The sequence below is a fragment of the Collimonas fungivorans genome, assembly GCF_028292705.1.
Taxonomy (GTDB): Bacteria; Pseudomonadota; Gammaproteobacteria; order Burkholderiales; family Burkholderiaceae_D; genus Collimonas; species Collimonas fungivorans_B.
Genome location: NZ_JAQGLV010000083.1, coordinates 1 through 25239 on the forward strand (window position 1 = coordinate 1; position 25239 = coordinate 25239).

Annotated in this window: 25 protein-coding genes; 13 read left to right on the forward strand and 12 right to left on the reverse strand. The window is 59.7% G+C overall.

Annotated elements, in window-relative coordinates; translation table 11 throughout:
• Positions 1 to 785, reverse strand: a 785-nt coding sequence (locus JWQ61_RS04085; RefSeq protein ID WP_304359388.1) for an aldehyde dehydrogenase family protein, incomplete at its 3' end; no start/stop codon positions are given.
• A 41-nt stretch (positions 786 to 826) separates the two neighbouring features.
• Positions 827 to 1429 carry a transcriptional regulator BetI gene (gene betI, locus JWQ61_RS04090; protein WP_304359425.1) on the reverse strand — a complete coding sequence of 201 codons (603 nt, stop codon included), beginning with the start codon at positions 1427 to 1429 and terminating at the stop codon, positions 827 to 829.
• 278 nt (positions 1430 to 1707) lie between these two features.
• On the opposite strand from betI, the gene JWQ61_RS04095 reads away from it, so the two are divergent.
• Positions 1708 to 3291 (forward strand): BCCT family transporter, encoded by a 1584-nt coding sequence (locus tag JWQ61_RS04095; RefSeq protein ID WP_304359389.1) that lies wholly within the window; start codon positions 1708 to 1710, stop codon positions 3289 to 3291.
• A gap of 53 nt (positions 3292 to 3344) precedes the next feature.
• Here the strand turns inward: JWQ61_RS04095 and JWQ61_RS04100 are convergent, their stop codons facing one another.
• Entirely contained in the window at positions 3345 to 4643 is a 1299-nt protein-coding gene (locus JWQ61_RS04100; protein WP_014005131.1) for a solute carrier family 23 protein, read from the reverse strand.
• 180 nt (positions 4644 to 4823) lie between these two features.
• Positions 4824 to 5342 carry a DUF1269 domain-containing protein gene (locus tag JWQ61_RS04105; RefSeq protein ID WP_304359390.1) on the reverse strand — a complete coding sequence of 173 codons (519 nt, stop codon included), beginning with the start codon at positions 5340 to 5342 and terminating at the stop codon, positions 4824 to 4826.
• Positions 5343 to 5473: 131 nt separating this feature from the next.
• Between JWQ61_RS04105 and JWQ61_RS04110 the strand changes: the two genes are divergently transcribed.
• Positions 5474 to 5776: an antibiotic biosynthesis monooxygenase gene (locus JWQ61_RS04110; protein ID WP_041741376.1), complete on the forward strand. Its 303-nt coding sequence runs from the start codon at positions 5474 to 5476 to the stop codon at positions 5774 to 5776.
• A 206-nt stretch (positions 5777 to 5982) separates the two neighbouring features.
• Here JWQ61_RS04110 and JWQ61_RS04115 read toward each other — a convergent pair whose 3' ends face one another.
• Positions 5983 to 6303: a DUF3563 family protein gene (locus tag JWQ61_RS04115; protein WP_369684877.1), complete on the reverse strand. Its 321-nt coding sequence runs from the start codon at positions 6301 to 6303 to the stop codon at positions 5983 to 5985.
• A 202-nt stretch (positions 6304 to 6505) separates the two neighbouring features.
• On the opposite strand from JWQ61_RS04115, the gene sbcB reads away from it, so the two are divergent.
• Positions 6506 to 7939: an exodeoxyribonuclease I gene (sbcB, locus tag JWQ61_RS04120; RefSeq protein ID WP_304359391.1), complete on the forward strand. Its 1434-nt coding sequence runs from the start codon at positions 6506 to 6508 to the stop codon at positions 7937 to 7939.
• 131 nt (positions 7940 to 8070) lie between these two features.
• On the opposite strand, the gene JWQ61_RS04125 is transcribed toward sbcB, so the two are convergent.
• The 4 genes from JWQ61_RS04125 to JWQ61_RS04140 form a co-directional block, all read right to left on the reverse strand.
• Positions 8071 to 8379, reverse strand: a complete 309-nt coding sequence (locus tag JWQ61_RS04125) for a DUF3861 domain-containing protein (RefSeq protein ID WP_304359392.1) — start codon at positions 8377 to 8379, stop codon at positions 8071 to 8073.
• Between the two features lie 57 nt (positions 8380 to 8436).
• Positions 8437 to 8970, reverse strand: a complete 534-nt coding sequence (locus JWQ61_RS04130) for a PadR family transcriptional regulator (RefSeq protein ID WP_304359393.1) — start codon at positions 8968 to 8970, stop codon at positions 8437 to 8439.
• A gap of 132 nt (positions 8971 to 9102) precedes the next feature.
• The gene (speG, locus tag JWQ61_RS04135) at positions 9103 to 9639 is read right to left on the reverse strand and encodes a spermidine N1-acetyltransferase (RefSeq protein WP_304359394.1); all 537 of its coding nucleotides are present in this window, start codon (positions 9637 to 9639) and stop codon (positions 9103 to 9105) included.
• A 155-nt stretch (positions 9640 to 9794) separates the two neighbouring features.
• Entirely contained in the window at positions 9795 to 12272 is a 2478-nt protein-coding gene (locus JWQ61_RS04140) for an acyl-CoA dehydrogenase (RefSeq protein ID WP_304359395.1), read from the reverse strand.
• 506 nt (positions 12273 to 12778) lie between these two features.
• On the opposite strand from JWQ61_RS04140, the gene JWQ61_RS04145 reads away from it, so the two are divergent.
• From JWQ61_RS04145 to JWQ61_RS04170, 6 genes are all read left to right on the forward strand, one after another.
• Positions 12779 to 13897 (forward strand): SDR family oxidoreductase, encoded by a 1119-nt coding sequence (locus tag JWQ61_RS04145; protein WP_304359396.1) that lies wholly within the window; start codon positions 12779 to 12781, stop codon positions 13895 to 13897.
• An 89-nt stretch (positions 13898 to 13986) separates the two neighbouring features.
• Positions 13987 to 14865: a neutral zinc metallopeptidase gene (locus JWQ61_RS04150; protein WP_304359397.1), complete on the forward strand. Its 879-nt coding sequence runs from the start codon at positions 13987 to 13989 to the stop codon at positions 14863 to 14865.
• Between the two features lie 50 nt (positions 14866 to 14915).
• Positions 14916 to 15299, forward strand: coding sequence for an MAPEG family protein (locus tag JWQ61_RS04155; protein ID WP_304359398.1), 384 nt, complete (start codon positions 14916 to 14918; stop codon positions 15297 to 15299).
• A 10-nt stretch (positions 15300 to 15309) separates the two neighbouring features.
• Positions 15310 to 15597 carry a hypothetical protein gene (locus tag JWQ61_RS04160; protein ID WP_304359399.1) on the forward strand — a complete coding sequence of 96 codons (288 nt, stop codon included), beginning with the start codon at positions 15310 to 15312 and terminating at the stop codon, positions 15595 to 15597.
• A 25-nt stretch (positions 15598 to 15622) separates the two neighbouring features.
• The gene (locus JWQ61_RS04165) at positions 15623 to 15853 is read left to right on the forward strand and encodes an RNA-binding S4 domain-containing protein (RefSeq protein ID WP_014005118.1); all 231 of its coding nucleotides are present in this window, start codon (positions 15623 to 15625) and stop codon (positions 15851 to 15853) included.
• Positions 15854 to 15860: 7 nt separating this feature from the next.
• A complete protein-coding gene (locus JWQ61_RS04170) occupies positions 15861 to 16460 on the forward strand; it encodes a DUF924 family protein (protein ID WP_304359400.1) in 600 nt (199 codons plus the stop codon).
• Positions 16461 to 16474: 14 nt separating this feature from the next.
• Here JWQ61_RS04170 and JWQ61_RS04175 read toward each other — a convergent pair whose 3' ends face one another.
• Positions 16475 to 17344 (reverse strand): MBL fold metallo-hydrolase, encoded by an 870-nt coding sequence (locus JWQ61_RS04175; protein ID WP_304359401.1) that lies wholly within the window; start codon positions 17342 to 17344, stop codon positions 16475 to 16477.
• Positions 17345 to 17758: 414 nt separating this feature from the next.
• Here JWQ61_RS04175 and JWQ61_RS04180 point away from each other — a divergent pair, with 414 nt between their 5' ends.
• Entirely contained in the window at positions 17759 to 19366 is a 1608-nt protein-coding gene (locus JWQ61_RS04180) for a bifunctional protein tyrosine phosphatase family protein/NAD(P)/FAD-dependent oxidoreductase (protein WP_304359402.1), read from the forward strand.
• Here the strand turns inward: JWQ61_RS04180 and JWQ61_RS04185 are convergent, their stop codons facing one another.
• Positions 19367 to 21688, reverse strand: coding sequence for a heavy metal translocating P-type ATPase (locus JWQ61_RS04185; protein WP_304359403.1), 2322 nt, complete (start codon positions 21686 to 21688; stop codon positions 19367 to 19369).
• A 116-nt stretch (positions 21689 to 21804) separates the two neighbouring features.
• Here JWQ61_RS04185 and cadR point away from each other — a divergent pair, with 116 nt between their 5' ends.
• Both cadR and JWQ61_RS04195 read left to right on the forward strand, forming a co-directional pair.
• Positions 21805 to 22260 carry a Cd(II)/Pb(II)-responsive transcriptional regulator gene (cadR, locus tag JWQ61_RS04190; RefSeq protein WP_304359404.1) on the forward strand — a complete coding sequence of 152 codons (456 nt, stop codon included), beginning with the start codon at positions 21805 to 21807 and terminating at the stop codon, positions 22258 to 22260.
• A gap of 9 nt (positions 22261 to 22269) precedes the next feature.
• Complete coding sequence (locus JWQ61_RS04195; RefSeq protein ID WP_304359405.1) at positions 22270 to 23151, forward strand: LysR family transcriptional regulator; 882 nt, start codon at positions 22270 to 22272, stop codon at positions 23149 to 23151.
• Between the two features lie 25 nt (positions 23152 to 23176).
• Here JWQ61_RS04195 and JWQ61_RS04200 read toward each other — a convergent pair whose 3' ends face one another.
• A complete protein-coding gene (locus JWQ61_RS04200; RefSeq protein ID WP_304359406.1) occupies positions 23177 to 24184 on the reverse strand; it encodes an aldo/keto reductase in 1008 nt (335 codons plus the stop codon).
• A gap of 143 nt (positions 24185 to 24327) precedes the next feature.
• Here JWQ61_RS04200 and JWQ61_RS04205 point away from each other — a divergent pair, with 143 nt between their 5' ends.
• Positions 24328 to 25227: a LysR family transcriptional regulator gene (locus JWQ61_RS04205; RefSeq protein WP_304359407.1), complete on the forward strand. Its 900-nt coding sequence runs from the start codon at positions 24328 to 24330 to the stop codon at positions 25225 to 25227.
• Positions 25228 to 25239: the final 12 nt, after the last annotated feature.

Consider the following 25239-nt stretch of genomic DNA (forward strand, 5'->3'; position numbering starts at 1 on the left):
AACACGATCAGCGGCGACTTGCCGCCCAGTTCCATGGTCACGTCCTTCAAGGTCGAGCTGGAGGCGCTGGCCATGACTTTCTTGCCGGTGGCGGTGCCGCCGGTGAACGAAATCTTTTCGATGCCGGCATGTTCGGTCAGCCAGGTGCCGACTTCGCGGCCGCTGCCGGTCAGCACATTGAAGACACCGTCCGGCAAACCTGCCTCGGTGTATATCTCTGCCAGTTTGAGCGTGCTCAGCGGCGTCACTTCGCTCGGCTTGAAAATCATCGCGTTGCCAGCCGCCAGCGCCGGCGCCGATTTCCACAAGGCGATCTGGATCGGATAGTTCCAGGCGCCGATGCCGGCCACTACGCCCAGCGGCTCGCGGCGGGTGTAGACAAACGAGCTTTCGCGCAAGGGAATCTGTGTGCCTTCGATCGACGGCACCAGGCCAGCATAGTATTCCAGCACATCGGCGCCGGTGACGATGTCGACCGCGCGCGTTTCCGACAGCGCCTTGCCGGTATCCAGGGTTTCCAGTTCGGCCAGTTCATCGTTGCGTTCACGCAGGATGGCTACCGCACGGCGCAATACGCGCGAGCGCTGCATGGCGGTTTGCGCGGCCCATATGCGCTGCCCTTGTTGCGCGCTGGCGACGGCGCGGTCAACGTCAGCCTTGGTGGCGCGCTGGACTTCCGCCAGCACTTCGCCATTGGCAGGATTGATGGTCTGGAAAGTATCGCTGCCGCTGGCATCGACCCGGCGGCCGCCGATATACAGTTGTTGTTGCGTGAAAACGGGCATGGTGATTCTCCTCAATGGGTTGCTGTCAGATAGGTCAAAGATCAGGCCGCTGCGATATTGGCAGCGGCGTCGCTTTTCTTCGCCAGTTGGTAATCCAGGTATTCATAGGCCAGCTGCCGGGCGGCGTCGGCATCGAAGGCAGTGCCGGACAAGGAGCCGCGCAGCCACAAGCCGTCAATCATCGCGGCCAAGCCGCGCGCAGCCTGGCGTGCCTGTGGCAGCGGCAGTTCGCGCAGGAACTGGCAGCACAGGTTGGAGCGCAGGCGCTGGTCATTCACGTGCTGCAGCCTGCGCAGCGATTCCTGGTGCATGCTGGACGACCAGAATGCCAGCCAGGTTTTCATGACAGGGCCGCTGACCTGGCTGTCGTTGAAGTTGGCGTCGACGATGGCGCGCAGATGGGCGGCAGCCGTGTCCTTAGCCAATTCGCCACGACGACGCATGGTGTCTTCCCGCAAATCGCGCAGGATCTGGCGCATGGTGGCTTCCAGCAAACCGCTCTTGTCGCCAAAATAATGGCTGATGATGCCGGTCGACAAACCGGCTTGTTTGGCGATCAGGGCGATGGTTGCATCCGCCAGGCCGACCCGGTCTATCACTTCCAGCGTGGCCTGGATCAGCTGCTTGCGGCGCAGCGGCAGCATCTCGTTTCTTTTCCTCAACACACTCTCCCAAAACGTTCGCGGAAAGCGGCCTGCCCATCCGCTGCCTAAATTCAGTATAATTTAAATTGATTGGACGTTCAATCAATTTAAGTTTAGGCTCTCGGCAGCAATAAATGTTTTCTTTTTAAAAACAACATCAAGTCAGAACCCGGCAATAGAATCGGAATGAGGTTTATTTAAATGCAACATCAAACACGTGTAGAAATAATGAGACAGTCAGCCCATTCAACCATCCCGATGCACTGCGGGCAGATCAAATGAGCGCCCCTGCCACCGTCGCCGCCCAGCCGGCGAACGCGACCAGACTCAACCGCCCGGTCTTTTTCTCGTCAGCGCTGCTGATCATTGCCTTCACCATCGTCATCATCGCCTTCCCGCAGGCATCGACCGCCTGGCTGTCGAGCGCGCAGGTGACCCTGGCCAACAGCTTCGGCTGGTACTACATGCTGGTAGTGGCCGCTTACCTCGGCTTCATCATCTGGCTGGCGATATCGCCTTACGGCAAGATAAAACTGGGGGCGGACGACGAACAACCGGCCTTCAGCTACGGCGCCTGGGCCGGCATGCTGTTCTCGTCCGGCATCGGCATTTCCTTGCTGTACTTCGGCGCCTCGGAACCCCTGACGCATTACCTGTATCCGCCGCAAGGCGCAGCGGCGACGCCGGCGGCGGCCAGCCAGGCGATGACGCTGACCTTCCTGCACTGGGGCCTGCACGGCTGGGCCATCTATGCCTTGATCGCCGTCGCGCTGGGCTACTTCGCCTACCGCCACAAGCAGCCGCTGGCTTTGCGCACCGCCCTCTACCCGCTGCTCGGCGAGCGTGTCCACGGCGCCGCCGGCCACGTGGTCGATTGTTTCGGCATCGTGGTGACCGTGCTGGGCCTGGTCAGCAACCTCGGCATAGGATCGCTGCAGATCAGCGCCGGCCTGGAACACCTGTTCGGCTTGCAAAACAGCCACAGCACGCTGCTGGCGGTGATCATCGTGATGACGATAGTGGCGACGCTGGCGGCGATCTCCGGCGTCGAAGTCGGCATCCGCCGCCTGTCGAACCTGAATGTCGCGCTGTTTGCCGGCCTGCTGATTTTTGCGCTGTCGATGGGACCGACGCTGCATCTGCTGAACGCCATGATCCAGAACCTGGGCGACTACATCGGCAACTTCATCGGCAAGACTTTTGACCTGTATGCCTACGACCGGCCTAGCGACTGGCTTGGCAAATGGACCCTGTTCTACTGGGCCTGGTGGATCTCCTGGGCGCCATTCGTCGGCCTCTTCATTGCCCGCATCTCGCGCGGCCGCACCATCCGCGAAGTGGTGACCGGCGTATTGCTGCTGCCGCTGGCGTTCACCCTGGTATGGCTGTCGGTGTTCGGCAACAGTGCCCTCGACCTGCTGATCAACCACGGCGCCACCGAACTGAGCCGCACCGCGCTGGAGCAGCCGGCAATGACCATGTACAAGCTGCTGGCGCACTACCCGTTTGGCTCGGCCATGTCAGGCGTGGCGATTTTCGTCGGCTTCGTGCTGTTCCTGACGCCGGCCGACTCCGGCGCCGTGATGCTGGCCAACCTGTCGGTGCGCGGCAGCCGCAGTGACAGCGATGCCGACGCACCGCACTGGCTGCGGATTTTCTGGTCGGCGCTGATCATGGCGGTGACGGTCGGCCTGATGTTTGCGGATAACATCAGCGCGATTCAAACCACGATCGTGCTGGCGTCGCTGCCGTTTTCGGCGGTGCTGGTGCTGTATATGGTTTGCCTGATGAAGAGTCTACGGGCGGAATTCAAACCCGTTGCTACAGTGAAAACTACGGCAAAGGTCGCCAAACAAGCTTAGTAAAAGCAAAAAAGCTGCGCACTGCGCAGCTTTTTTTATGGCTGAGCCCGGACTCAGGCTTTCCTCTCCCTCAGCAAAGCGTGCAGGATGATCGCACCGAAAGTCGCGGTGCCGATGCCGCCCAGTGAGAACTGGCCAAGCTTCAAGGTAAAGTCGCCGGCGCCCAGCACCAGCGTCACGGCGGCAACGATCAGGTTGCGGTTGTTGGAAAAGTCGACCTTGTTTTCAACCCAGATGCGTGCGCCAGATACCGCGATCAGGCCGAACACGACGATCGATACGCCGCCCAGCACCGCGCCAGGAATGGTCTGGATCACGGCGCCGAACTTCGGCGAGAAACCAAGGATGATCGCCAGGCAAGCCGCCACCACAAACACCAGCGTCGAATAAATCTTGGTGACCGCCATCACGCCGATATTCTCAGCGTAAGTGGTGACACCGGTGCCGCCGACGCTGCCCGATACGATGGTCGCCAGGCCATCGCCGACGAAAGCGCGGCCCATGTACTTGTCGAGGTTCTGCCCGGTCATGGCGGCTACCGCCTTGATATGGCCGAGGTTTTCCGCCACCAGGATGATCGCAACCGGCGCCAGCAAAGCCATCGCATCGGCCTTGAATACCGGCGCGGAGAAATGCGGGATGCCGAACCAGGCAGCTTGCGCAACCATGCCGAAATCAATCGGCTTGCCAAGGCCGGCGCCATTGGTCAGCACCGCATAAATCACATAGGCCAGCATCAGGCCGACCAGGATCAGCAGGCGCTGCAACATGCCGCGCGCAAACACGGCAACGCCGCCTACGCACAACACCGTCCCCAGCGCCATCCAGGCATCGAAGTTGTTGCCGCTGACGCCCTTGATCGCAATCGGCGCCAGGTTCAAGCCGATCACCGCCACCACCGCGCCGGTGACTACCGGCGGCATCAGGGTTTCGATCCAGCGTGTGCCGATCGCCATCACCAGCAGGCCGATCAGCGCGTACAGCACGCCACAGGCAATGATGCCGCCCAGCGCCACACCGAGGTTGGGATTAAGGCCGTGGCCGCCGTAAGCGCTGACAGCGATGACCAGGCCGATGAACGAAAAGCTGGAGCCGAGATAGCTCGGCACCCGGCCGCCGACCAGCACGAAGAACAGCAAGGTGCCGATGCCCGACATGAAAATCGCCAGGTTCGGATCGAAACCCATGAGCAGCGGCGCCAGCACGGTCGAACCGAACATCGCCACAACGTGCTGCACCCCCATGGCGAAAGTCTGCGGCCACGGCAAACGCTCGTCGGCTGCGATGACCTGGCCCTGCCCGTCCGCAGTGCTGGCGCGCAGGCGCCATTTGGGAAAATAAGAAGCCGCCATGAATTTCCTCTCTGATTGGTTTTGTTTTTTTACCGGAAGCTAGTGTACGAAGCCCGCCGCAAAATAACAATCGCGGCGAGGAAGAAATGTATTGCGGTTTACATAAAGATCCACATAAAACGTCGCATAAAAAAACACCGGCGCGATGGCCGGTGTTTTTTTGTCGCTAGTCCGATGCAGTTACGGGAAGACGGGAAGATGCTTTTCGACGCCAGAGAAAGCCGCTTCCGGGTGACGCTTTTCAATCAACTCCTCTATCGCCGGCACCCGTTTGAAAGGCACATCGACCAGCAGCAGTATCTTGCCCTCGTCGATCCCGGCATGGAAAGCTTTCAGGCGGGAATTGGGCAGCGCTGCCGCCGCCATGCCCGACATCCAGCTGCCGAGCACCGCGCCGGCCAGCGTCAGCGCTACCAGCGCCAGCCAGTTCAGGTGCACCCACTCGGGCGGAAAATACACCAGCCACATGCCCAGCAACAAACCTATCAAGCCGCCTGCCAGCAGACCGATCTCAGCGCCGTTGGCAAGGTCGGTTTTATGGAACACATTGGCCTCAGGCATATCCGCCGGCAGTTTGCCATCGGCAGCCCAGAAGTGAATGTTCCGAATCCCCACCCTGGCCAGCAGCAACTCGTCGAGCGTGCTGCGTGCACTGGAAACGTCCGGCAACATGAAATAAAGTCGTTGTCTACCCAACATGATGGCCTCCTGTGACTGTGTATACACTCAGCATAGTCAATGAGCGCGGAATCCACAAAGGTTGATTGGCGCCTGATTTGTCTAAAAATGCGACAATTCCCCTTCTGCCAACCAACAACGATGGAACCACCATGATTCTCGAATTAGCCGATATCCGCATCCAGCCAGGTAAACAACAAGAATTCGACGCCGCCATCCAGCGCGGCATCGAACAAGTCATCAGCAAGGCCAAAGGATTTGCCGGTTTCAAGATACACAAGGGAATTGAGTCGCCGGAACGTTATGTGCTAACGATTTCCTGGGAAACGCTGGAAAACCACACGGTGGATTTTCGCGAATCGCCGGCATTTGCCGAATGGCGTGCGCTGGTCGGGCCGTTTTTTGCCGTGGCGCCAACCGTCGAGCATTTCACGCTGTTGACGCAATCTCACTAAAGCGCTGAATTCGTAGCTGGGATAGGTGACAAGACATGCACTGTGTGAGCAGCAGGGCAACCCGTTCTGACGGCCAATGCCGGCGGGATGCCCGACTGCTACGCAGCGATATAGACGAACTACTGCAGGATACTGAAACTACTTATTGCTGCAAATACTTGCAGCCTGCTGCCGGCATTGAACTGCCGTAATACTCGACGCGATGCTTAGAAACCCTTGATCCATGCTGCAGTCTGGGCGCTTTCACGGTCCAGGCGTTGCATGCGGTATTCCAGGTCGTACAGGTCGACGGCTTCTGCCAGGTAAGCTTCCTTGCGTGCTGCTTCCGAACGCTCGTAGGCATTGCCGACACGCTTGAAAAAAGCGGCGATGCTGGTCAGGACGCCGGCAGTTTGTACCGAAGCTGCTGGACGGGAAATGCTAGTACTGTTGCTGATGGTCATTGTAGACATGATGTATTCCTCTTTCGTTTTGCGTTCACCGCAAGCCAATTGTTGCGTCGCACAATCAGAATAGCCTTTCCCCATCAATTATCCAATTTCGATTGCCAATAGCTGTTATCAGTTTTGTGAATTTAAGGGGCTAAAAGCCCTATTTGAAGCTAACTTACGATTTGGCCTAAAGCGTTGTAAAACTGCTATACAGGCTTGGAAAGATGACTGTAAACTGCTGCACCTCCTGTCCTTATTCAGCACTTAACCACGCACCTAAGCAAGCAACTGATCCCCAATGTCCACGCATACATTCCTCTGGCACGACTACGAAACTTTCGGCGTCCAGCCGCGGCGCGACCGCCCGGCCCAATTTGCGGCGATCCGCACGGATGCCGAACTGAACGAGATCGGCGAGCCGATCATGTTGTATTGCCAACCAGCAAATGACTTTCTGCCGGATCCGCAATCCTGCCTGATCACCGGCATCACGCCGCAGCAGTGCCTGGAACGCGGGGTCCCCGAATACCAGTTCGCGGCGCAGATCGAAAAAGCGTTTTCCGAAGCCGGCACCATAGGCGTCGGCTACAACACAATCCGCTTCGACGACGAGGTCACCCGTTTCCTGTTCTGGCGCAACCTGATCGATCCCTATGCGCGCGAATGGCAGAACCAGTGCGGCCGCTGGGATATCCTGGACGTGGTGCGCACCGCCTATGCCTTGCGGCCGGAGGGCATCCAATGGCCAGTCAACGACGAGGGACGGCCCAGTTTCCGCCTTGAACTGCTGACCAAGGCCAACGGCCTCAGCCACGAAGCGGCGCATGATGCGCTGTCCGACGTGCGGGCGACGATTGCGCTGGCGCGCCTGATCCGGCAACACCAGCCGAAACTATTCGATTTTTGCCTGGCGCTGCACAAGAAAGACCGCGCCGGCGCCGAAATCGGTTTGCCTGCGCCGCGGCCATTCCTGCATATTTCCGGCATGTTCCCGGCTGAACACGGCTGCCTTGCCGTCATGTGGCCGCTCGGCGTGCATCCGACCAACAAGAATGAAATCCTGGCCTGGGATCTGGCCTACGATCCGAGCGAACTGTATTCGCTCGATGCGGATACAGTTCGCACCCGCCTGTTCAGCAAATCGGCCGACCTGCCGGAAGGCGTGACACGGCTGCCCTTGAAATCGATACACCTGAACAAATCGCCGATGGTGATCAACAAGCTGCAAACCCTGAAGGCCGACAAGGCAGCGCAATGGGGCATCGATATTCCACTGGCCCTGAAGCACGCTGAAATCGCAGCACAAGCGCCCGATCTCAGCGGCCTGTGGCGCCAGGTATTCCAACGTCCGGACGAAGGCGCAAGTGATGTCGACGAAGACTTGTACGGTGGTTTTGTCGGCAACAACGACAGGCGCAAGCTGAATGACTTGCGCGCCATGACGCCGCAAAAGCTGGCGGCGGCGCGCATCAGTTTTGACGACCAACGACTAGAAGAGTTGGCCTTCCGCTACCGCGCCCGCAATTTCCCCGACACCCTGACCCCAGAGGAACAGGAACGTTGGGAAGAACACCGCGCCGCCCGCCTGTTCGACGGCGAAGGCAAGGCGCGCACGGTCGACATGCTGTTTGAAGAGATAGACAATCTGTCGGAAACGGCCGATGAGCGCGGCGAAGAAATCCTCGGCGCCCTGTATGACTATGCAGAGATGATCGCGCCGGCGCGCGAATAGAGATTTGCCGCTGGCTTGTTCCGCCAGGGTTATACATACAAAGCGGGGCCAGGATAATTTTCACTCGCACGAAAATTATCCTGGCCCCGCGTATCTTCATCTCCCGGGCGGCGTCCCGCTCGGGTCTCTTGTCAATTCTCTGCTTCTGTCACCTGCGGTTGCGCTTTCAGCTTCTGGATAAAATCGCGCATGGGCTGGTTGATGTCAGCGAACAACGGGTTGCTGCGATTTTTCAGCATCACTTCGGTGAACAGCTTCAAACCCAGCGCCAGCGAGGCTGCGGTGTCAGCGTCAAACTGGTTTTTGCTGCGTACCTTGTCGACGATCGTGAACAGGTCGTCGTGGTTGCCGGTTTCAAAACTGATCGCGGTATGGGTCGGCTCGCCTTGCTTTGGCGTTGCCAGATGCTCCAGGGTGATGCGGTAACGGTGTTCACGCATGGCTACTCCTTCTTTCAAACGACTTGCTATTGCCTGTTGCGGCGATGATGGCCTGTTTCAGATACGTTCGATTTTCACGGCTGCCAGGTCGATGGCGTCGACGATGGCGTGGATCTGATCCTGGCTGAGTTCGCCTTTTTCCAGCCTTGTATGCAATGCCATCCGAAAATTCTGGATCGCTCGCCGCAGTTCCGGCGCCGAACTGCCCGATGCGCGCTGCGCAGTTTCCAGGCGTTGCAGGGCCAGGGCCAGGGCTTCGCTGTTTTCAGCCAGGAACGCGCTGCCTTCCGCTGTGATGCGATACAGTTTCTTGCCGCCGGTTTCCGCTTCGATAGCCGTGTAACCCAGTTCTTCCAGCAATGTCAGAGTCGGATAGATCACGCCCGGGCTCGGGCTGTAATCGCCGCCGACCAGTTCTTCGATCGCCTTGATGACTTCGTAGCCATGGCGTGGCTTTTCTTGCAACAGCTTGAGAATGACCAAGCGCAAACTACCCTGCTCAAACATCCGTCCGCCGCGCCCGCCCTCGCGCCGGCCGCCGCGTTCAAACAGGCCGCCGCCGCGATGCTGCCGTTCATGACCTTGATGCATACGGCTGTGGTCGCAGCCTCTTCTATGTCCAAACATGTTTCTTCCTTATCTCATTGAATGAGATACTAAGATATATCTTAGAAATTGCTAAGTCAAGGAAATTTAATGCCCCGGGCGTATCTTGCGAAATCTTCAGCGCCCGCGTTTAGCCAGATATTCAGGCTGGAACATGCACATGCGGATGGCGTCGCGATACACACCGTTGATGAAAAACTCGCTTTTCAGCTCGCTTTCCAGGTCGAATCCGCATTTCTGGTAAATATGGATGGCCTTGTGGTTTTCCTTGTCGACATACAGGTAGAGCTTGTACAGGTTGAGCACGCAGAAAGCATATTCAATCGCCAGCCGGGTGGCGCGCTCGGCATAACCCTTGCCCTGGGCCCCAGGCGCGACAATGATCTGGAATTCCGCACGCCGGTGGATATGGGTAATCTCGACCAGCTCCACCAGCCCCACCATCTCGCCGTTGTCGCTTTCCAGGATGAAGCGCCGTTCGCTTTGGTCGTGGACGTGCTGGTCATACAGTTGCACCAGTTCGACATAAGCTTCGTAGGGCTCTTCGAACCAATAACGCATGATGTGGCTGTTATTGTCGAGCTGATGCACAAAGTGCAGGTCGTTACGCTCTAGGGGCCGCAGTTTCAGGCCCGGTTGCACTAGGGTAGTCATTGGTTTTCTTTCTTAGAGGACTTACGCAAAACTGCCCCGGCGGCGTTACTCCACCTAGCCGTACGCAGTACTGTCTTCGTCGTCAGGGTTTGGCAAGCTCGTTGCCGGGACGGTTTTGCGCAAGTCCTGGGGTTACAAAATTCCATGGTTGTGGTTCAAGACTGCGCGCGTTTTTGCGCCGCTTCCAGCAGGTTGAAATCCTGCGGGAAATCGTCCACCTGCACGCTGATATCGCCAAAGCGCGCAAAATCGTGCAAGACCTGCTGCTCGGCTTCCGTGATGTCGCCGCTGGCCGCTGCTGCCGCTACCCAGTACTGCATCTCGATCAGGCTTTGCGGCAAAGGCGGCAGCGTGCCGGCCTGGATCGCCGGCTTGAGCCGCGCTTCAATCGCATTCACCTGCGGGATCAGCTGGAACGCCAGCTCGCCGAAGGCATGCGGCGATTGCTCCGCGTTCGGCATGTGCATGCCGGCGGTCAGGCGGTCGCGGCTGTCGCCGTCGGTTTGCATGATCCGGGCTACCGTGCTGTCCAGCGCATCCGACGGCAGCTGGTAAGGCCGTCCGAAAGGAAAGGCGACAAAACGCAGCACGACTGCCAGCACACGGTTCGGGAAATTCTCCAGCACGCCCAGGTAAGCCTCCTGCGCCTGGTGCAGCGAATCCTGGATCGCCCAATGCACATAGGGCAAATCTTCCTGCGGCCGGCCGTCGTCCTCGTAGCGCTTGAGGACGCTGGACACCAGGTACAGCTGCGACAGGATGTCGCCCAGGCGGCCAGAAATTCGCTCGCGGAATTTCAGCGAACCGCCGATGACAAACATCGACATGTCGCTCAGCAGCGCGAACGCGGCCGACATGCGGTTGACCGCGCGGTAAAAATGCCGCAGCTCCCGCGGCGCCGCGCTCGGCGCGGCTGGCAGACTGCCGCTGGACAGTCCGGCCAGCAAAGTCCGTGAAAAATTGGCGAACACAAAACTGACATGCGCGAAGAACGCCTGGTCGAAATCGGCCAGGGCCTTGTCCTGGTCGGCCTCGCCGGCAGCCGCCATTTCCTTCAGCACATAAGGATGGCAACGGATCGCACCCTGGCCGAAAATGATCAGGCAGCGCGTCAGGATATTCGCACCTTCCACCGTAATCGCGATCGGCATCTGCTGATAGCTGCGCGCCAGGAAATTGTTCGGCCCCATGCAAATGCCCTTGCCGCCCAATACATCCATGCCGGCATTGACCAGCACCCGGCCGCGCTCGGTCACATGGTATTTCGAGATGGCGGAAATCACCGAAGGTTTTTCGCCGGCATCCACCGCCAGCGCCGACAGCCGCCGCACCGCATCCATCAGGTACAGGTTGCCGCCCATGCGCGCCAGCATCTCGTGGATGCCTTCGAACTTGCCGATCGGGATCTTGAACTGGTGGCGCATCGCTACGTAAGCGCTGGTGCCGCGCACCGCCAGCTTGGAAAAACCGACCGTCGACGACGGCAAGGAGATCGCCCGGCCGGCAGCCAGGCATTCCATCAGCATGCGCCAGCCCTTGCCGATCATGTCGCGGCCGCCGATCACCCAGTCCAGCGGAATGAACACATCCTTGCCGGAAGTCGGGCCGTTCTGGAACACCGCATTCAAGGGCCAATGGCGGCGGCCGGTGACCACGCCGGGATGGTTGGTCGGGATCAGCGCACAGGTGATGCCGAGGTCGGTTGTGCCGTCGGTCGTCAGCAAATGGTCCGGATCGTGCACCCGGAACGCCAGGCCCAGCACCGTCGCTACCGGCCCCAGCGTGATGTAGCGCTTGTCCCAGGTAATACGGAAACCCAGCATTTCCTGGCCGTCGTAGCTGCCCGTGCACACCACGCCGATATCCGGGATCGCCGCCGCATCGGAACCGGCGTAAGGACTGGTCAAGGCAAAACAAGGGATCTCCTCGCCGGCGGCCAGCCGCGGCAGGAAATAATCCTTTTGCACTTCAGTGCCGTATTGCAGCAGCAGCTCGGCCGGGCCCAGCGAGTTCGGCACCATTACCGAAATCGCCGCGGCCGAACAGTGCGACGACAACTTCATGATCACCTGCGAGTGCATGTAGGCGGAGAATTCCTTGCCGCCATACTGCTTGGGAATGATCATGCCGAGAAACCCTTTTTCCTTGACGAACTGCCAGGCTTGCGGCGACAGGTCCTGCCACACCTCGGTGCTTTCCCAGTCGCTGATCAGGCCGCACAGCTGCTCGACTTCGTTGTCGAAAAAATCCTGCTCTTCAATCGTCAGTTGCGGCGCCGGCAGTTGCAGCAGCTTGTCCCAGGCCGGCTTGCCGGAAAACAGTTCGGCGTCCCACCAGGTGGTGCCGGCTTCGATGGCGTCGCGCTCGGTCTGCGACATGCGCGGCAGGATGCGCTGGAATATTTTCAGTATCGGGCGGCTGAGCAAGGCGTAGCGCAGCGGCTTGACAGCGACAATCAAGGTCGGGATCACCAGCAGCAGCAACAGCAGTATCGCCGCCAGCGCGCCGATCCCGGCAAACCGGAAACCGCCCCCGATCCAGAGCAGAATGGCAAGCAGCCAGACCCAGGCGCTCGCGCGCAACTGCATTAATGCCATAGCGCCGACCAGCAGCGCTGCGATCCAATAGAACATGTTGACTCCCAATTTGGCGGTTCATCGTGCAACGCGTCTTGGCCACAACCGAGGCAGGACGCGCTCGCAATCATGAAGACAGGGGCAGGACTTTATGTGGAACGGGCAGCGCAGGCAAAAACCTTGCCTGATAAAAGGCTCGGCGACCCGGCGACCCGGTAATTCTTTAACCTTTGGTCACTTTTTGGCTAAGGAAAGTTCACGAAAAGCAAATTTAAATGTTATACAAAAATTATTTAATGTAAATATTTGACAATAAATAAGAGATGTCATATTCGTAATACGAAAGCCTTTGTAAATCTTTGTATCCGTTTGTCAACCTTACTATACAATCGCGCGTTACGTTGCTTGTAAACCTGCGCGCCATAGAAGAAAAACCCACAAAAACCAGGCCGCCGAACATAACAACCAATAACTCCTCGCCGTCATGGACACCTCGTCGCCAGCCCAAGCCAGCAAGCAGCCATCAACCCATATCAGACAAGTTACAAGAGCACACGCCTTTCATGAATAATTTAATGTTGATGACCGGTGCGACCGGCTTTTTAGGTGGCGCCAATGCAGTGGAGGCAATTCATCGTGGCCTAGGCAAGAATCTGCTGCTGCTGGCAAGGGCGGAAACCCCGGCCGCAGCGCACGCCAGGGTTATCGAAAACCTGCAGTTGCTGGGCGCGAGCGCGGCCGACGTTGCGCAAATCAGCGTCGAGCAAATCCTCTGCTGCGACTTGTCGGAACTCGACAAGGTCAGCGACGACCCGCGCCTGGACCAGGTATCGGTGGTGATCCATTCAGCCGCCCTGGCGACTTTCTCGAACCATCCTTTGCTCGAAACAATCAATGTCGGCGGCACTTTGGCGCTCGGCAAGCTGATGCACCGGCGGCCGGCCCTGAAACGCTTCATGTATATCGGCACCGCCATGGCTTGCGGCGAAGGCGCCGGCATCAATGCAGTGGTGAAAGAACGGATCGACCTGCCGCTCGGCGACGAACACCTGGTGGCCTATACCCGCTCCAAGGCCATGGGCGAAAAAAAATTGCGCGACACATATCCGGACCTGCCGGTGGTGTATGTCCGGCCGTCGATCATTGTCGGCCATACCGTTCTGGGCTGCGCCCCTTCGCAAAGCATCTTCTGGGTCTTCATGGTCTGGCAACTGCTGGGCGCACTGACTACCTCCCTCGACGAAAAAGTCGACGTGGTGCCGGTCGACTGGTGCGCCCAGGCCATCATCGACCTGGCCCAGAAAGAAACGCTGACGCATAACGTTTTCCATATCTCGGCCGGCCTCGGCTCCAGCGTATCGTTCCGCGAAATCGACCTGGCGCTGGCGGCGGCGCGCGGCATCGAACCGATTGGCGCTACCTACAAGCAAATCACGCCGGACGCCATCGCCACGTTGTTGCCGCGCATGCGCGAATGCGTGCCTGAATGCAATGACCGCCTGCTGTTGCGCGCGCTCAAGCTGTATGGAGCTTTCGCCGGCCTGAATTATGTATTTGATAATGAAAACCTGTTGGCCGAGGAAATCCATCCTGCCCCGCTGTTCACCGATTACATTGCGCTCTGCGTCGAGTCGGCAAAACATATCCCGATTGCCGAGCAGATGAAGTGGGACTTCAAGTAGATTTTTTACAATATCTCACAGTAGTTTTGCGTCTATATCCGTAGCCATTCCGTTAGAATTGCTTACTAAAGTCAACAGGGGAAGCAGCCATGAAATGGGAAGGCAATCGGGAAAGTGACAACGTCGAAGACCGCCGCAGCGACGGCGGTGGCGGCGGCGGTTTCGGCGGCGGCCGCTCCATCGGCCTCGGCACTATTGCGATTGCCCTGGTGGCTTCGTATTTCTTCGGCGTCAGCCCGAGCACCGTACTGAGCCTGCTCAGCGGCGGGCCGGTCAGCCAGCCGCAATCGCAGCAAGCTCCCAACCGCACCGCGCCGACAGCCGAAGACCGCCAGACCAAGTTCGTGCGCACCGTGCTGGCCGACACCGAAGACGTCTGGACCCAGATTTTCCGCGCCAACGGCAAGACTTATCCGGCGCCGACCCTGGTGCTGTTTTCCGGCGCCACGCAAACTGCCTGCGGCACCGGCCAGACCGCTTCCGGCCCCTTCTATTGCCCCGGCGACCGCAAGGTATACATCGACCTCAGCTTTTATCAATTGATGCAGCAGCGCTTCCATGTCTCCGGCGAATTTGCCCAGGCTTACGTGATCGCCCATGAAGTCGGACACCATGTGCAGAACCTGATGGGCATCATGGACAAGGTCAACAGCGCCGAACGCCAGATGTCGAAAGCACAGGCAAACGCCATGTCGGTGCGGCTTGAGCTGCAAGCCGACTGCCTGGCCGGCGTCTGGGCCTTCCACGCCAACCAGGCGCGCAGCATCCTGGAACAAGGCGATGTCGAAGGCGCCCTGAACGCGGCCACCGCGATCGGCGACGATGCCCTGCAAAAACAGGAGCAGGGATATGTGGTGCCCGATTCGTTCACCCACGGCACTTCGGCGCAACGGGTACGCTGGTTCAAGCAGGGCGTCAGCAGCGGCGAAGTCAAATCCTGCAATACGTTTGAAGTCAAAACGCTTTAGCGGCCGCATATCACCCTAAAATCACCCTATAACTGGACCAAGAAAATTCCATGACGATTGCCTACTGGTGCGTACTGATCGCCGGATTGATGCCGCTGTTTACGGTCGTCTTCGCCAAGCGCGGCCGCCCTGACTTTGACAACTCTGAACCGCGCGCCTGGATGGAGAAACAGTCGGGACTGCGGCGCCGCGCCGATTATGCCCACCGCAATCATTTCGAGGCTTTCCCGTTTTTTGCCGCCGGCGTGATCATTGCGCAGCAAGTGCATGCGGCGCAAAACATGATCAATCTGCTGGCGGTGTTATTTATCGTCGCCCGCGTCGTCTACACTGTCTTGTACCTGACTGACCGTCCGAGCCTGCGTTCGGCCGTGTGGGCCATTGCATTCCTGTCCGCGATCGGCTTGTTCGTGCTGGCCGGACTGACGCATTAAAAGTTATATCATGCAGCAGCAAGACACTATCCAACAGCTGCGCGAAGCCTTGAGCGCATTGCAGAACAAGGGCAGCACCGTGGCAACCCTGTGTCAGGCCTGGCGTGCGCAAACCGCGCTGCTGTCGGCGCTGCCGCCGCGGTTTGCCGAAGTCGCGGAAAATTTTCTCGGACGGCTGGAAGCCAGCAGCCTGTTCACCGAAGAAAGCTGCTCGTTCAGCCAGCAGGATTTGCTGGACCACCTGCACGTCTGGCTGGACCAGGCGCAGCTGGCGCTGAGCCGCACGGCCAGCGCCTGACATTTATTTATTTCATCGGAATACTATGCAACAACTGGAACTACGCCTCAACAGCGACTACGTCGAACTCAATCAACTGCTCAAGCTGACCGGCGTGTGCGACAGCGGCGGCGCCGGCAAGGCGCTGGTCGCCAGCGGCGTGGTTGCCGTCGACGGCAAGATCGAACTGCGCAAGACTTGCAAGATCCAGGCCGGCCAAAAAGTCACCATCGGCGATCTGCTCATCTACGTGCTGCCTCGGCGCAGCGGCGGCTGACCGTCGGATGGAAAATATCCTGGCGATCAGGGAGTTCTGGTTTGGCGACAGTCCCGACGATGTCACCGCAGCCAACCAGCAAGCCGGCCTGTGGTGGGGCAAAAACCCCGATATCGATCTGCAGATCAGGCAGCGCTTTGAAACGACCTTGCTGGCCGCCGAGAAAAACCGGCTGGCGGACTGGGAAAATACACCGCAAGGCGTAGTCGCCCTGGTGCTGCTGACCGATCAATTTCCCCGCAACATGTACCGCAATACGCCGCGTTCGTTCTCCTTCGATACGCTGGCGCGCGGCTTTTGCCGCAAGGGCCTGCAAACCGATTTTTATACGGCGCTGCGCCCGATCGAACGCCTCTTCCTGCACTTGCCGCTGACGCATTCGGAGCTGCTGCCAGACCAGGAACAGGCAGTGGCGCTTGGCACAGCACTGGTAGAGCAGGTTGCGGCCGGCGAGAAGGAATGTTTTGCCGGCTATCTGTCGTTCGCCATCCGGCATCGCGACATCATCGCGCGCTTTGGCCGTTTCCCGCACCGCAACCAGATCCTGCAACGGCAATCGACGCCTGCAGAACTGGAATTCCTGCAGCAACCCGGATCGTCTTTCTAAAACCCTGTCAGCTTTTACAAAGCGACGTTCAAGGGAATCTTCAGGTAACTCACGCCATTCTCTTCCGCCGCCGGCAATACGCCGGCGCAGATGTTGAGCTGGATCGAAGGCAGCATCAGGGTCGGCAAGGCCAGCGTGGCGTCGCGCTGGTTGCGCATGGCGATGAATTCGCTTTCGCTGATGCCGTCGCGCACATGGATGTTGTTCGCATGCTGCTCGGCGACTGTCGACTCGCAGGCCGGGCGCCGGCCGTCTGGCGGATAGTCGTGGCATACGAACAGCCGGGTCGATGGCGGCAAGCTGAGCAGTCTGCCTGCGGAGCGATACAAAGCGCTGGCGCTGCCGCCGGGAAAATCGCAGCGCGCAGTGCCGAGATCCGGCATGAACAGCGTGTCGCCGACAAACGCGACGTCCTGCCCTACCATGTAAGCCATGTCGGCCGGCGTATGACCCGGAACATGCAGCGCTTGCGCACGCAGGCTGCCGATATGGAAAACCTCGTCCGGCGCGAACAAATGGTCGAACTGGGTCCCGTCCAGTAAAAACTCCGATTGCAGGTTGAAGATTTTCTTGAATACTCCCTGCACCACCCGGATCTGGTCGCCGATGGCGATTGCACCGCCCAGGCGCCGGCGCAGGTAAGGCGCCGCCGAAATGTGGTCGGCATGGGCATGGGTTTCCAGCAGCCATTGCACCTTCAAGCCCTTGCTCTGCACGAATTCAATCACGCGGTCAGCCGCAGCGGTTGAGGTATGGCCGGCGACCGGATCGTAATCGAGCACCGAATCGATAATCGCGCACTCGCTGCCTGCCGCGGCATAAACCACGTAAGTAAACGTCGCGGTGTTCTCATCAAAAATGACTTCTATTTGTGGACTTGCCATCTATCTACATCCTCAACTTAACAATACGTAACTATATATAAATATATACAACATTGACAAATGCCTAATCCATCTTATATTATTAACAATCAAACAAGTAGCAGGCAAGCGGCAATGCCTGGATTAAACAGATAATTTCACTGGAGCAAAACAAGATATCGCGCGGCCGCGAGCCTGACCGCATATTGTTAACAGAATTGGTAAACCAAGGTCAATCCCTGACTTCTGTCAGTCCACCCAGGCGCCGGCAAAGCATCATTATCCGCGCCTTCCCGCCTTGCCATCTTTAACAGGCCGCCATCGCCGCCCGACAAACCGCATCCGCTCGCCAGGTTTCGGCCGGAAACAAGCAGATTCAGGCAGGTTCAAACAAGTAAGTAGTGCCACCCGCCCATCACGATGGAATCAGCACCTATGAACTTTAATCTCTTCAAGCATAACGACTCATTTTCAACTGCCAGTCAAATCGGACTGGAAGACTTGCCCGTCATCCTGGCCGCCGGCTACAAGTCGGTGATCTGCAATCGCCCTGACGGCGAAGACGGCGGCCACCACGTCGGCAGCAAGGAACTGGCCGCGGCTTGCGAAGCGCTTGGCCTGGCCTTCAGCTACCTGCCCGCCGACGCCACCCATCTCAGCAAAGAACACGGCGCGGCGCTGCGCCTGCTGCTGGCTGACATGCCGGCCCCGGTCCTGGCCTTTTGCCGCACCGGCAACCGCTCAACCAACATCTTCCGGCTGGCGAACCTGATCGACGCGCCGATCCAGGCAGCCGGCGCCGGCAACGACAAACTCAAGCAGTATGAAATCGTGATCGTCGGCGGCGGTTCCGCCGGCATTGCGGTTGCGAGCAGCTTGCTCAAGCGCGCCCCCAACGCCCAGATCGCAATCGTCGATCCCAGCAGCCAGCATTATTACCAGCCGGCCTGGACGCTGGTCGGACGCGGCATTTTCGACAGCAAAAAAACCGTGCGGCCGATGGCGTCGCTGATACCTGCGGGTGCGCAGTGGATCCCGCAAGCGGTGTCTGAATTCTTGCCTGACCATAACCGCATCCGGCTCGACAACGGCTGCCTGATCGCCTACCAGCAACTGATCGTCTGCCCCGGCTTGCGGCTGGCCTGGGAGAAGATAGAGGGCCTGGAACAAACTTTGGGTAAAAACGGCGTGACCTCGAATTACCGCCACGACCTGGCGCCATATACCTGGCAACTGGTGTCGCAATTAAAACAGGGCAAGGCGCTGTTTTCGCAGCCGGCCATGCCGATCAAATGCGCCGGCGCACCGCAAAAAGCCATGTACCTCTCGTGCGACCACTGGCTGCGCAAAGGCGTGCTGAAGCAGATAGAGGTCGAATTCAACAACGCCGGCACTGCGCTGTTCGGCGTCGCGGCATTTGTGCCGCCGCTGATGCGCTATGTCAAAAAATACCAGGCGCGCCTGGTGCTTGAATCGAATCTGGTCAAGGTCGACGGCCCAAACCGGCTGGCGTGGTTCGACGTCAAGGATAATGCCGGCGGCAGCAGCCGCCAGCAAAAATCGTTCGACATGCTGCACGCGGTGCCGCCGCAGGTTGCCCCGGATGCGGTGCGCAACAGCCCGCTGGCCAATGTCGACGGCTGGTGCGAAGTCGATCCGGCTTCGCTGCGGCACGTCCGATACAGGAACGTGTTCGCACTGGGAGATGTGTGCTCGACCGCCAATGCAAAGACTGTGGCGGCGATCCGCAAACAAGCGGTGGTGGTGGCAAGCAACCTGCTCGCCGCCTGCGCCGGCAAACCGCTGGACGCGCGTTACGACGGTTATGGCGCTTGCCCGCTGACGGTCGAAAAGGGCAAGGTGATACTGGCCGAGTTCGGTTATGGCGGCAAGCTGCTGCCGACCTTCCGGCTCGACCCGACCGTCGCCCGCCGCAGCGCCTGGTTCTTGAAGACTACCTTGCTGCCCTGGGTTTACTGGAAGCTGATGCTGAGAGGCAAAGAGTGGCTGGCGAAGTCCTCGGAATCCGCCGAGCATCCGTGATCAGCGCAATGCCCGCAGCAACCTTAAGCCGTTAAACACCACCAGCAGGCTCGCTCCCATGTCGGCGAACACCGCCATCCACAGGGTGGCTTCGCCGGTCAGCGCCAGCACCAGGAAGATGGCCTTGATGCCGAGCGCCAAGGTGATGTTCTGCATCAGCACCGTATGCGTCTTTTTACTTAAGCGGATGAAATCCGCGATCTTGCGCAAGTCGTCATCCATCAGCGCCACGTCGGCGGTTTCCAGCGCCGTGTCGCTGCCTGCCGCTCCCATCGCAAATCCGATATCGGCTTGCGCCAGCGCCGGCGCATCGTTGATGCCGTCGCCCACCATGCCGACGCAGCCGTAACGCGCGCGCAAGTCGTTGATGGCGTCGCGCTTGTCTTGCGGCAGCTGGTCGCCGCGGGCGTCGCTGATGCCGACCTGGGTTGCGATGGCTTGCGCGGTATGCGCATTGTCGCCGGTCAGCATGACCGCTTCGACTCCGATCGCATGCAGCCTGGCGATTGCCTCGACTGCGATGTCGCGCACCGTATCGGCTACCGCCAGGATGAGCAAGGGTTGCGTCGCCGAACACAGCACCACAGTGGTCTTGCCTTCGCTCTCCAGCGCCGACAGGCGCGCTTCCAGCGCAGGACTGCAGATATCCATCTCATGCACCAGGCGATGATTGCCAAGATAGAATTGGCGGCCGTCGATACTGCCCTGCACGCCGCGCCCGGTCAACGCTTCAAACGCGCCGACTTCAAACAGGTTTCCGGCATGGTCCAAGGTTTGCCAGTGCGCCGCTACCGCGCCCGATACCGGATGGTCGGAACGGCTGGCCAGGCTCGCGGCCTGGCGCTGCAACTGGTGCAGCAACTGAGGCAGCAGGCTGTCAGCGGCTGCCGGCTGCACCAGCTGCACGTCGGTGACGCGCGGCTTGCCCAAGGTCAGCGTGCCGGTCTTGTCCAGCGCCAGCGCCTTGATCTTGCGCCCCATCTCCAGGTACACCCCGCCCTTGACCAGCACACCGTTCCTGGCCGCTGCCGCCAGCCCGCTCACCACCGTCACCGGCGTTGAAATCACCAGCGCGCACGGACAGGCGATCACCAGCAGCACCAGAGCCTTGTACAGCCATGGATAGAACGCCGCGCCCATCAGCAGCGGCGGCAAGGTGGCGACCAGCAGCGCTGCCAGCACCACTACCGGGATGTAATAGCGTGCAAACTGATCGACGAAACGCTGGGTCGGCGCACGCTCGCCCTGCGCCTGCTGCACGCTCTTGATGATGCGCGCCAGGGTCGAATTGGCTTGCAGCGCGGTCACCCGATAGACAAAGGAGCCACGCTCGTTGATGGTGCCGGCAAACACCTGGTCGCCAGCCTGTTTTTCCACCGGCATGCTCTCGCCGGTGATCGCGGCCTGGTTGATGGTGGTCTGGCCTTCGGTCACCAGGCCATCGAGCGGCACGCGCGCGCCCGGCTTGACGCGGATCAGCGCCGCCAATGCCACCTCTCCTGTAGCGACCTCGCGCCACTCGCCGTCGGCGCCTTGCACCGTCGCCAGGTCCGGCGCCATCGCCATCAGGCCTTTGATCGCATTGCGGGCCCGGTCCAGCGACAAGGCCTCGATCATTTCCGCCAGCGCGAACAGGAAAATCACCACCGCTGCTTCCGGCCATTGGCCGATGATGGCGGCGCCTATCACCGCCAGCGACATCAGGAAGTTCATGTTGAGGGAAAAATTGCGCAATGCAATCCAGCCCTTTTTCAAGGTATCCAGGCCGCCGCTCAGGATCGCCACCAGCGCCAGGCCGATCACCAGCCATGAGCTGTCCTGGCCGCCGCTCCAGACCACCACCTCGGCGCCTACCGCGGTCATGCCGGAAAGCGCCATCAGCAGCCACTTCCTGCGGGATATCTTGAAAGCGCCGTCGCCGGCGGTCAGATCGACAGCGCCGGTCAGCGTATCCGACTTGAGCGCCGGCTCCAGGTCCAGCGTCTTCAAGGCGGCAACGATGGCGTCCACCGAAGCCAGGCGATGCTGGACCGTCAGTTCGCGCTGGATCAGGTTGAACTGCATGGCCTCGATGCCAGCCATGTTCTTGAACCTGTCGCGTATCAGTTTTTCTTCAGTCGGGCAATCCATCTTCTGGATCAGGAACACCGCCTGTTCCGCCCCTGCAACCAGCGGCGCGCGGCTGGCGGCGGATGCGCCCGCGTCTGCCTGCGCATGCTGGTGCTGATGGTCATGCTTATGGTCATGCTTATGATCGCGCTTATGCTCGTGACCAGGCTGGTGATCGTTGTGGTCGCGATGGTTATCTTCGCAACGGCCCATGGCGTACTCCTTGATTCGGGTTTTGAGGATGCAATTGATTACTCCTTGCATATTTAAAACCCTGTAGCTACTATAAGGTCAAGGATTTATCTTGAAATAACCCGGGAAGAGCTGCCATGAGCGCAATTTCACTCAAAATCGGAGAGTTGGCCAGCCATGCCGGCTGTCCGGTGGAAACCATCCGCTACTACGAACGCGAGGGCTTGCTGCCGCTGGCGGCACGTTCGCAAAGCAACTACCGCTTGTACGGACAGGCGCATATCGAGCGCCTGCAGTTCATCCGCCATTGCCGCTCGCTGGACATGACGCTGGACGAAGTGCGCAGGTTATTGCAGTTTCGCGACTTGCCGGAAGACAATTGCGCCGAAGTCAACAGCTTGCTGGACCACCATATCGAGCACGTCGCCGACCGCATCAGCGAATTGAAGGCATTGCAGACCCAGCTCAAACAGTTGCGCAAGCAATGCCAGAAAACGCAAGCCGCCAAGGATTGCGGCATCCTGCAAGGCCTGGCCGATATGGAAGACGAAGCGCCGGCCAACCTTGGCAGCCATGGCGGCGGCGTCCATTAAACCGACAAGATGAATATTCACTCCGATGACCTGCGGATTTTTATCGCCGTGGTCGACAGCGGCACACTCAGCGCCGCCGCCGAACAACTGGGCCAGACCACGTCCGGCCTGAGCCGGGCCTTGTCGCGGCTGGAACAGAAACTGGCTACCTCGCTCCTCACGCGCACCACGCGCCGCATGGAGCTGACGGAAGAAGGCCATCTTTTCCTGGAAAAGGCGCGCACGATCATCGCGGCGATGGAAGAAGCCGAAGAGGCGATCCAGGTGCGTCACCAAAGACCGTCAGGACGCTTGCGGGTGGACGCTTCGCCGCCCTTCATGCTGCATTGCATAGTGCCGCACATCGCCGAATTCCGCAGCAACTACCCGGACATTACGCTGGAGCTGACCAGCAACGACCAGAACATCGACCTGCTGCAGCAGCGCACCGACATCGCCATCCGCCACGGCGCATTGCAAGACTCGATGCTGCATGCGCGCCGCCTCGGATCGAGCCTGCAGCACATCGTCGCCAGCCCCGAATACCTGCGCAAACACGGCACGCCGGCCAGTGCGGAAGAACTGAAGCAGCACCAGCTGATCGGCTTCACCCAGCCGGAATCGCTCAACACCTGGCCGCTGCGGCAGCAGCAGGAAGAAAACCTGGCGATCAGTCCGACGCTGCTGGCGTCCGGCGGCGAAACCATACGCCAGCTGGCGCTGCACGGCCTGGGCATTACCTGCCTGTCGGCGTTCATGGTGCGCGAAGATATCGCGCGAGGAACCCTGATCGACATCCTGGCAAGCCATAACAATGGCTACCGCCAGCAGATCCACGCGGTGTACTACAGGAACACCCAGCTGGCGCGGCGCATCACCTGCTTCCTCGATTTCCTGCAGCTAAAACTCTAGCCCCGGTTTTCACCGCGAACAATCTTCAGCCGGCGTGCGGCTGTTCGCTATCGAGATGCTCCATCATTACCGGCGCATAACGCTCGCCCGCAATTGCATCGGCCGGCACGGCCGACTCGATCCTGGCCAGGTCGCCTGCGCTCAGCTGGATATCCAGCGCCCCCAGCGATTCAGCCAGGCGGTCACGGCGGCGGGCGCCGACCAGCGGTACGATATCCGCGCCGCGCGACATCACCCAGGCGATGGCAATCTGCGCCATGGTCGCCTGCTTGTCGGCGGCGATGCCGCGCAAGGCGTCCAGCAAAGCCAGGTTGTGCGCCAGGTTGTCGCTGCTGAAGCGCGGGCTGCGGCCGCGGAAATCGCCGGGCGAGAATGTCTTGTCCTTGTCCCACTGGCCGCTGATCAGGCCGCGCGACAATACGCCGTATGCAGTAATGCCGATGCCTAGTTCACGGCACACCGGCAAGATCTCGGCTTCGATGCCGCGTGAGATCAGCGAATATTCAATCTGCAGATCCGCAATCGGATGCACCGCCTGCGCCCGGCGCAGGGTCTGTGCGCCAACTTCCGACAAACCGATATGGCGCACATCCCCGGCTTTCACCATGTCGGCGATAGCGCCCACCGTGTCTTCAATCGGCACGGCCGGATCGAGGCGCGCCGGGCGGTAGATATCGACATGGTCGGTGCCGAGCCGGCGCAAGGTGTAAGCCAGGGAGGTTTTCACTGCCTCAGGCCGGCCGTCGATGCCAAGCCAGTTGCCGGCCGGGTCGCGCATGGCGCCGAATTTGACGCTGATCTGCACCTGGTCGCGGTTGCGCGAGCGCAGCGCTTCCCGGATCAGCATCTCGTTATGTCCCATCCCGTAGAAATCGCCGGTGTCCAGCAAAGTAATGCCAGCATCGATGGCTGCATGCAGCGTGGCGATGCTTTCAGTTTCATCGGCTGGCCCGTACATATCGGACATGCCCATGCAGCCGAGACCGATGATGGAGGTTTGCGGGCCGGTGCGGCCTAGTTGTTGCACTTTCATGATGATTTCCTTGGTAGGTTTATCCGATCGCAGCTACAGGGAAACCCTCGCTGCCTTGGAAACAGTATTGCCCAGGCCCGGCCGTTAATAAATGGGAATAAAATGGTTTCTTTATTCGAAAATCACAAATAATCAAGGAAGCCATGGACCGTATCCAGACGATGGAAGTGTTCTCGCGCGTCGCCGAACTGGGCAGCTTCAGCCGCGCCGCCGAACAGCTGAACCTGCCGCCGGCAACCGTCACCAACGCCATCCAGGCGCTGGAGAAACACCTTGGCGCGCGCCTCTTGCAAAGGACCACGCGCAAGGTAACGCTGACCGATGAAGGCATCACCTACCTGGAGCGTTGCACCCGGCTGCTGGCCGAATTCGAAGATGCAGACACCCTGTTCCAGCGCGACCAGCTGCAGCCGCGCGGCGTGATCCGGGTCGACCTGCCGGAACGGCTGGCGCACACGGCGGTGATTCCTGCACTGCCGGATTTTTTTGCCCTGTATCCGAACCTGCAGATCAGGCTGAGCGCCACCGACCGTTTCGTCGACCTGGTCGGCGAGGCGGTCGACTGCGTGGTGCGCGTCGGCGCGCTCAGCGATTCAAGCCTGATCGCGCGCCGTATCTGCAACATCGAACAGATCAACTGCGCAGCCAAGTCTTACCTGGATCGCCACGGCCGGCCGCAGTCCTTGAAGGACCTGCAGCAGCACACGGTGGTCAATTATTTTTCCAGCCGCACCGGACGCGACCTTGGTTGGGAATATATGGAGGATGGCGAGCCGCGTTTCCTGAAGCTTCAGGGCCAGGTGTCGGTGGCCAGTTCCGAGGCCTACCTGGCTAGCTGCATCGCCGGCCTGGGGCTGGCGCAAATACCGCGTTTTGGCCTGGAACAGTTGCTGGCGAGCGGCGCCATGGAAGAAGTGCTGCCGGATTTCAAGCCGCCGCCGCTGCCGGTATCGGTAGTGTACGCCCACAACAAGCACCTGTCGCCGCGGGTGCGGGTATTTGTCGACTGGATCGCCAGGCTGCTGGCCGAGCGCTACGCCTGAACCGGCCAGGGC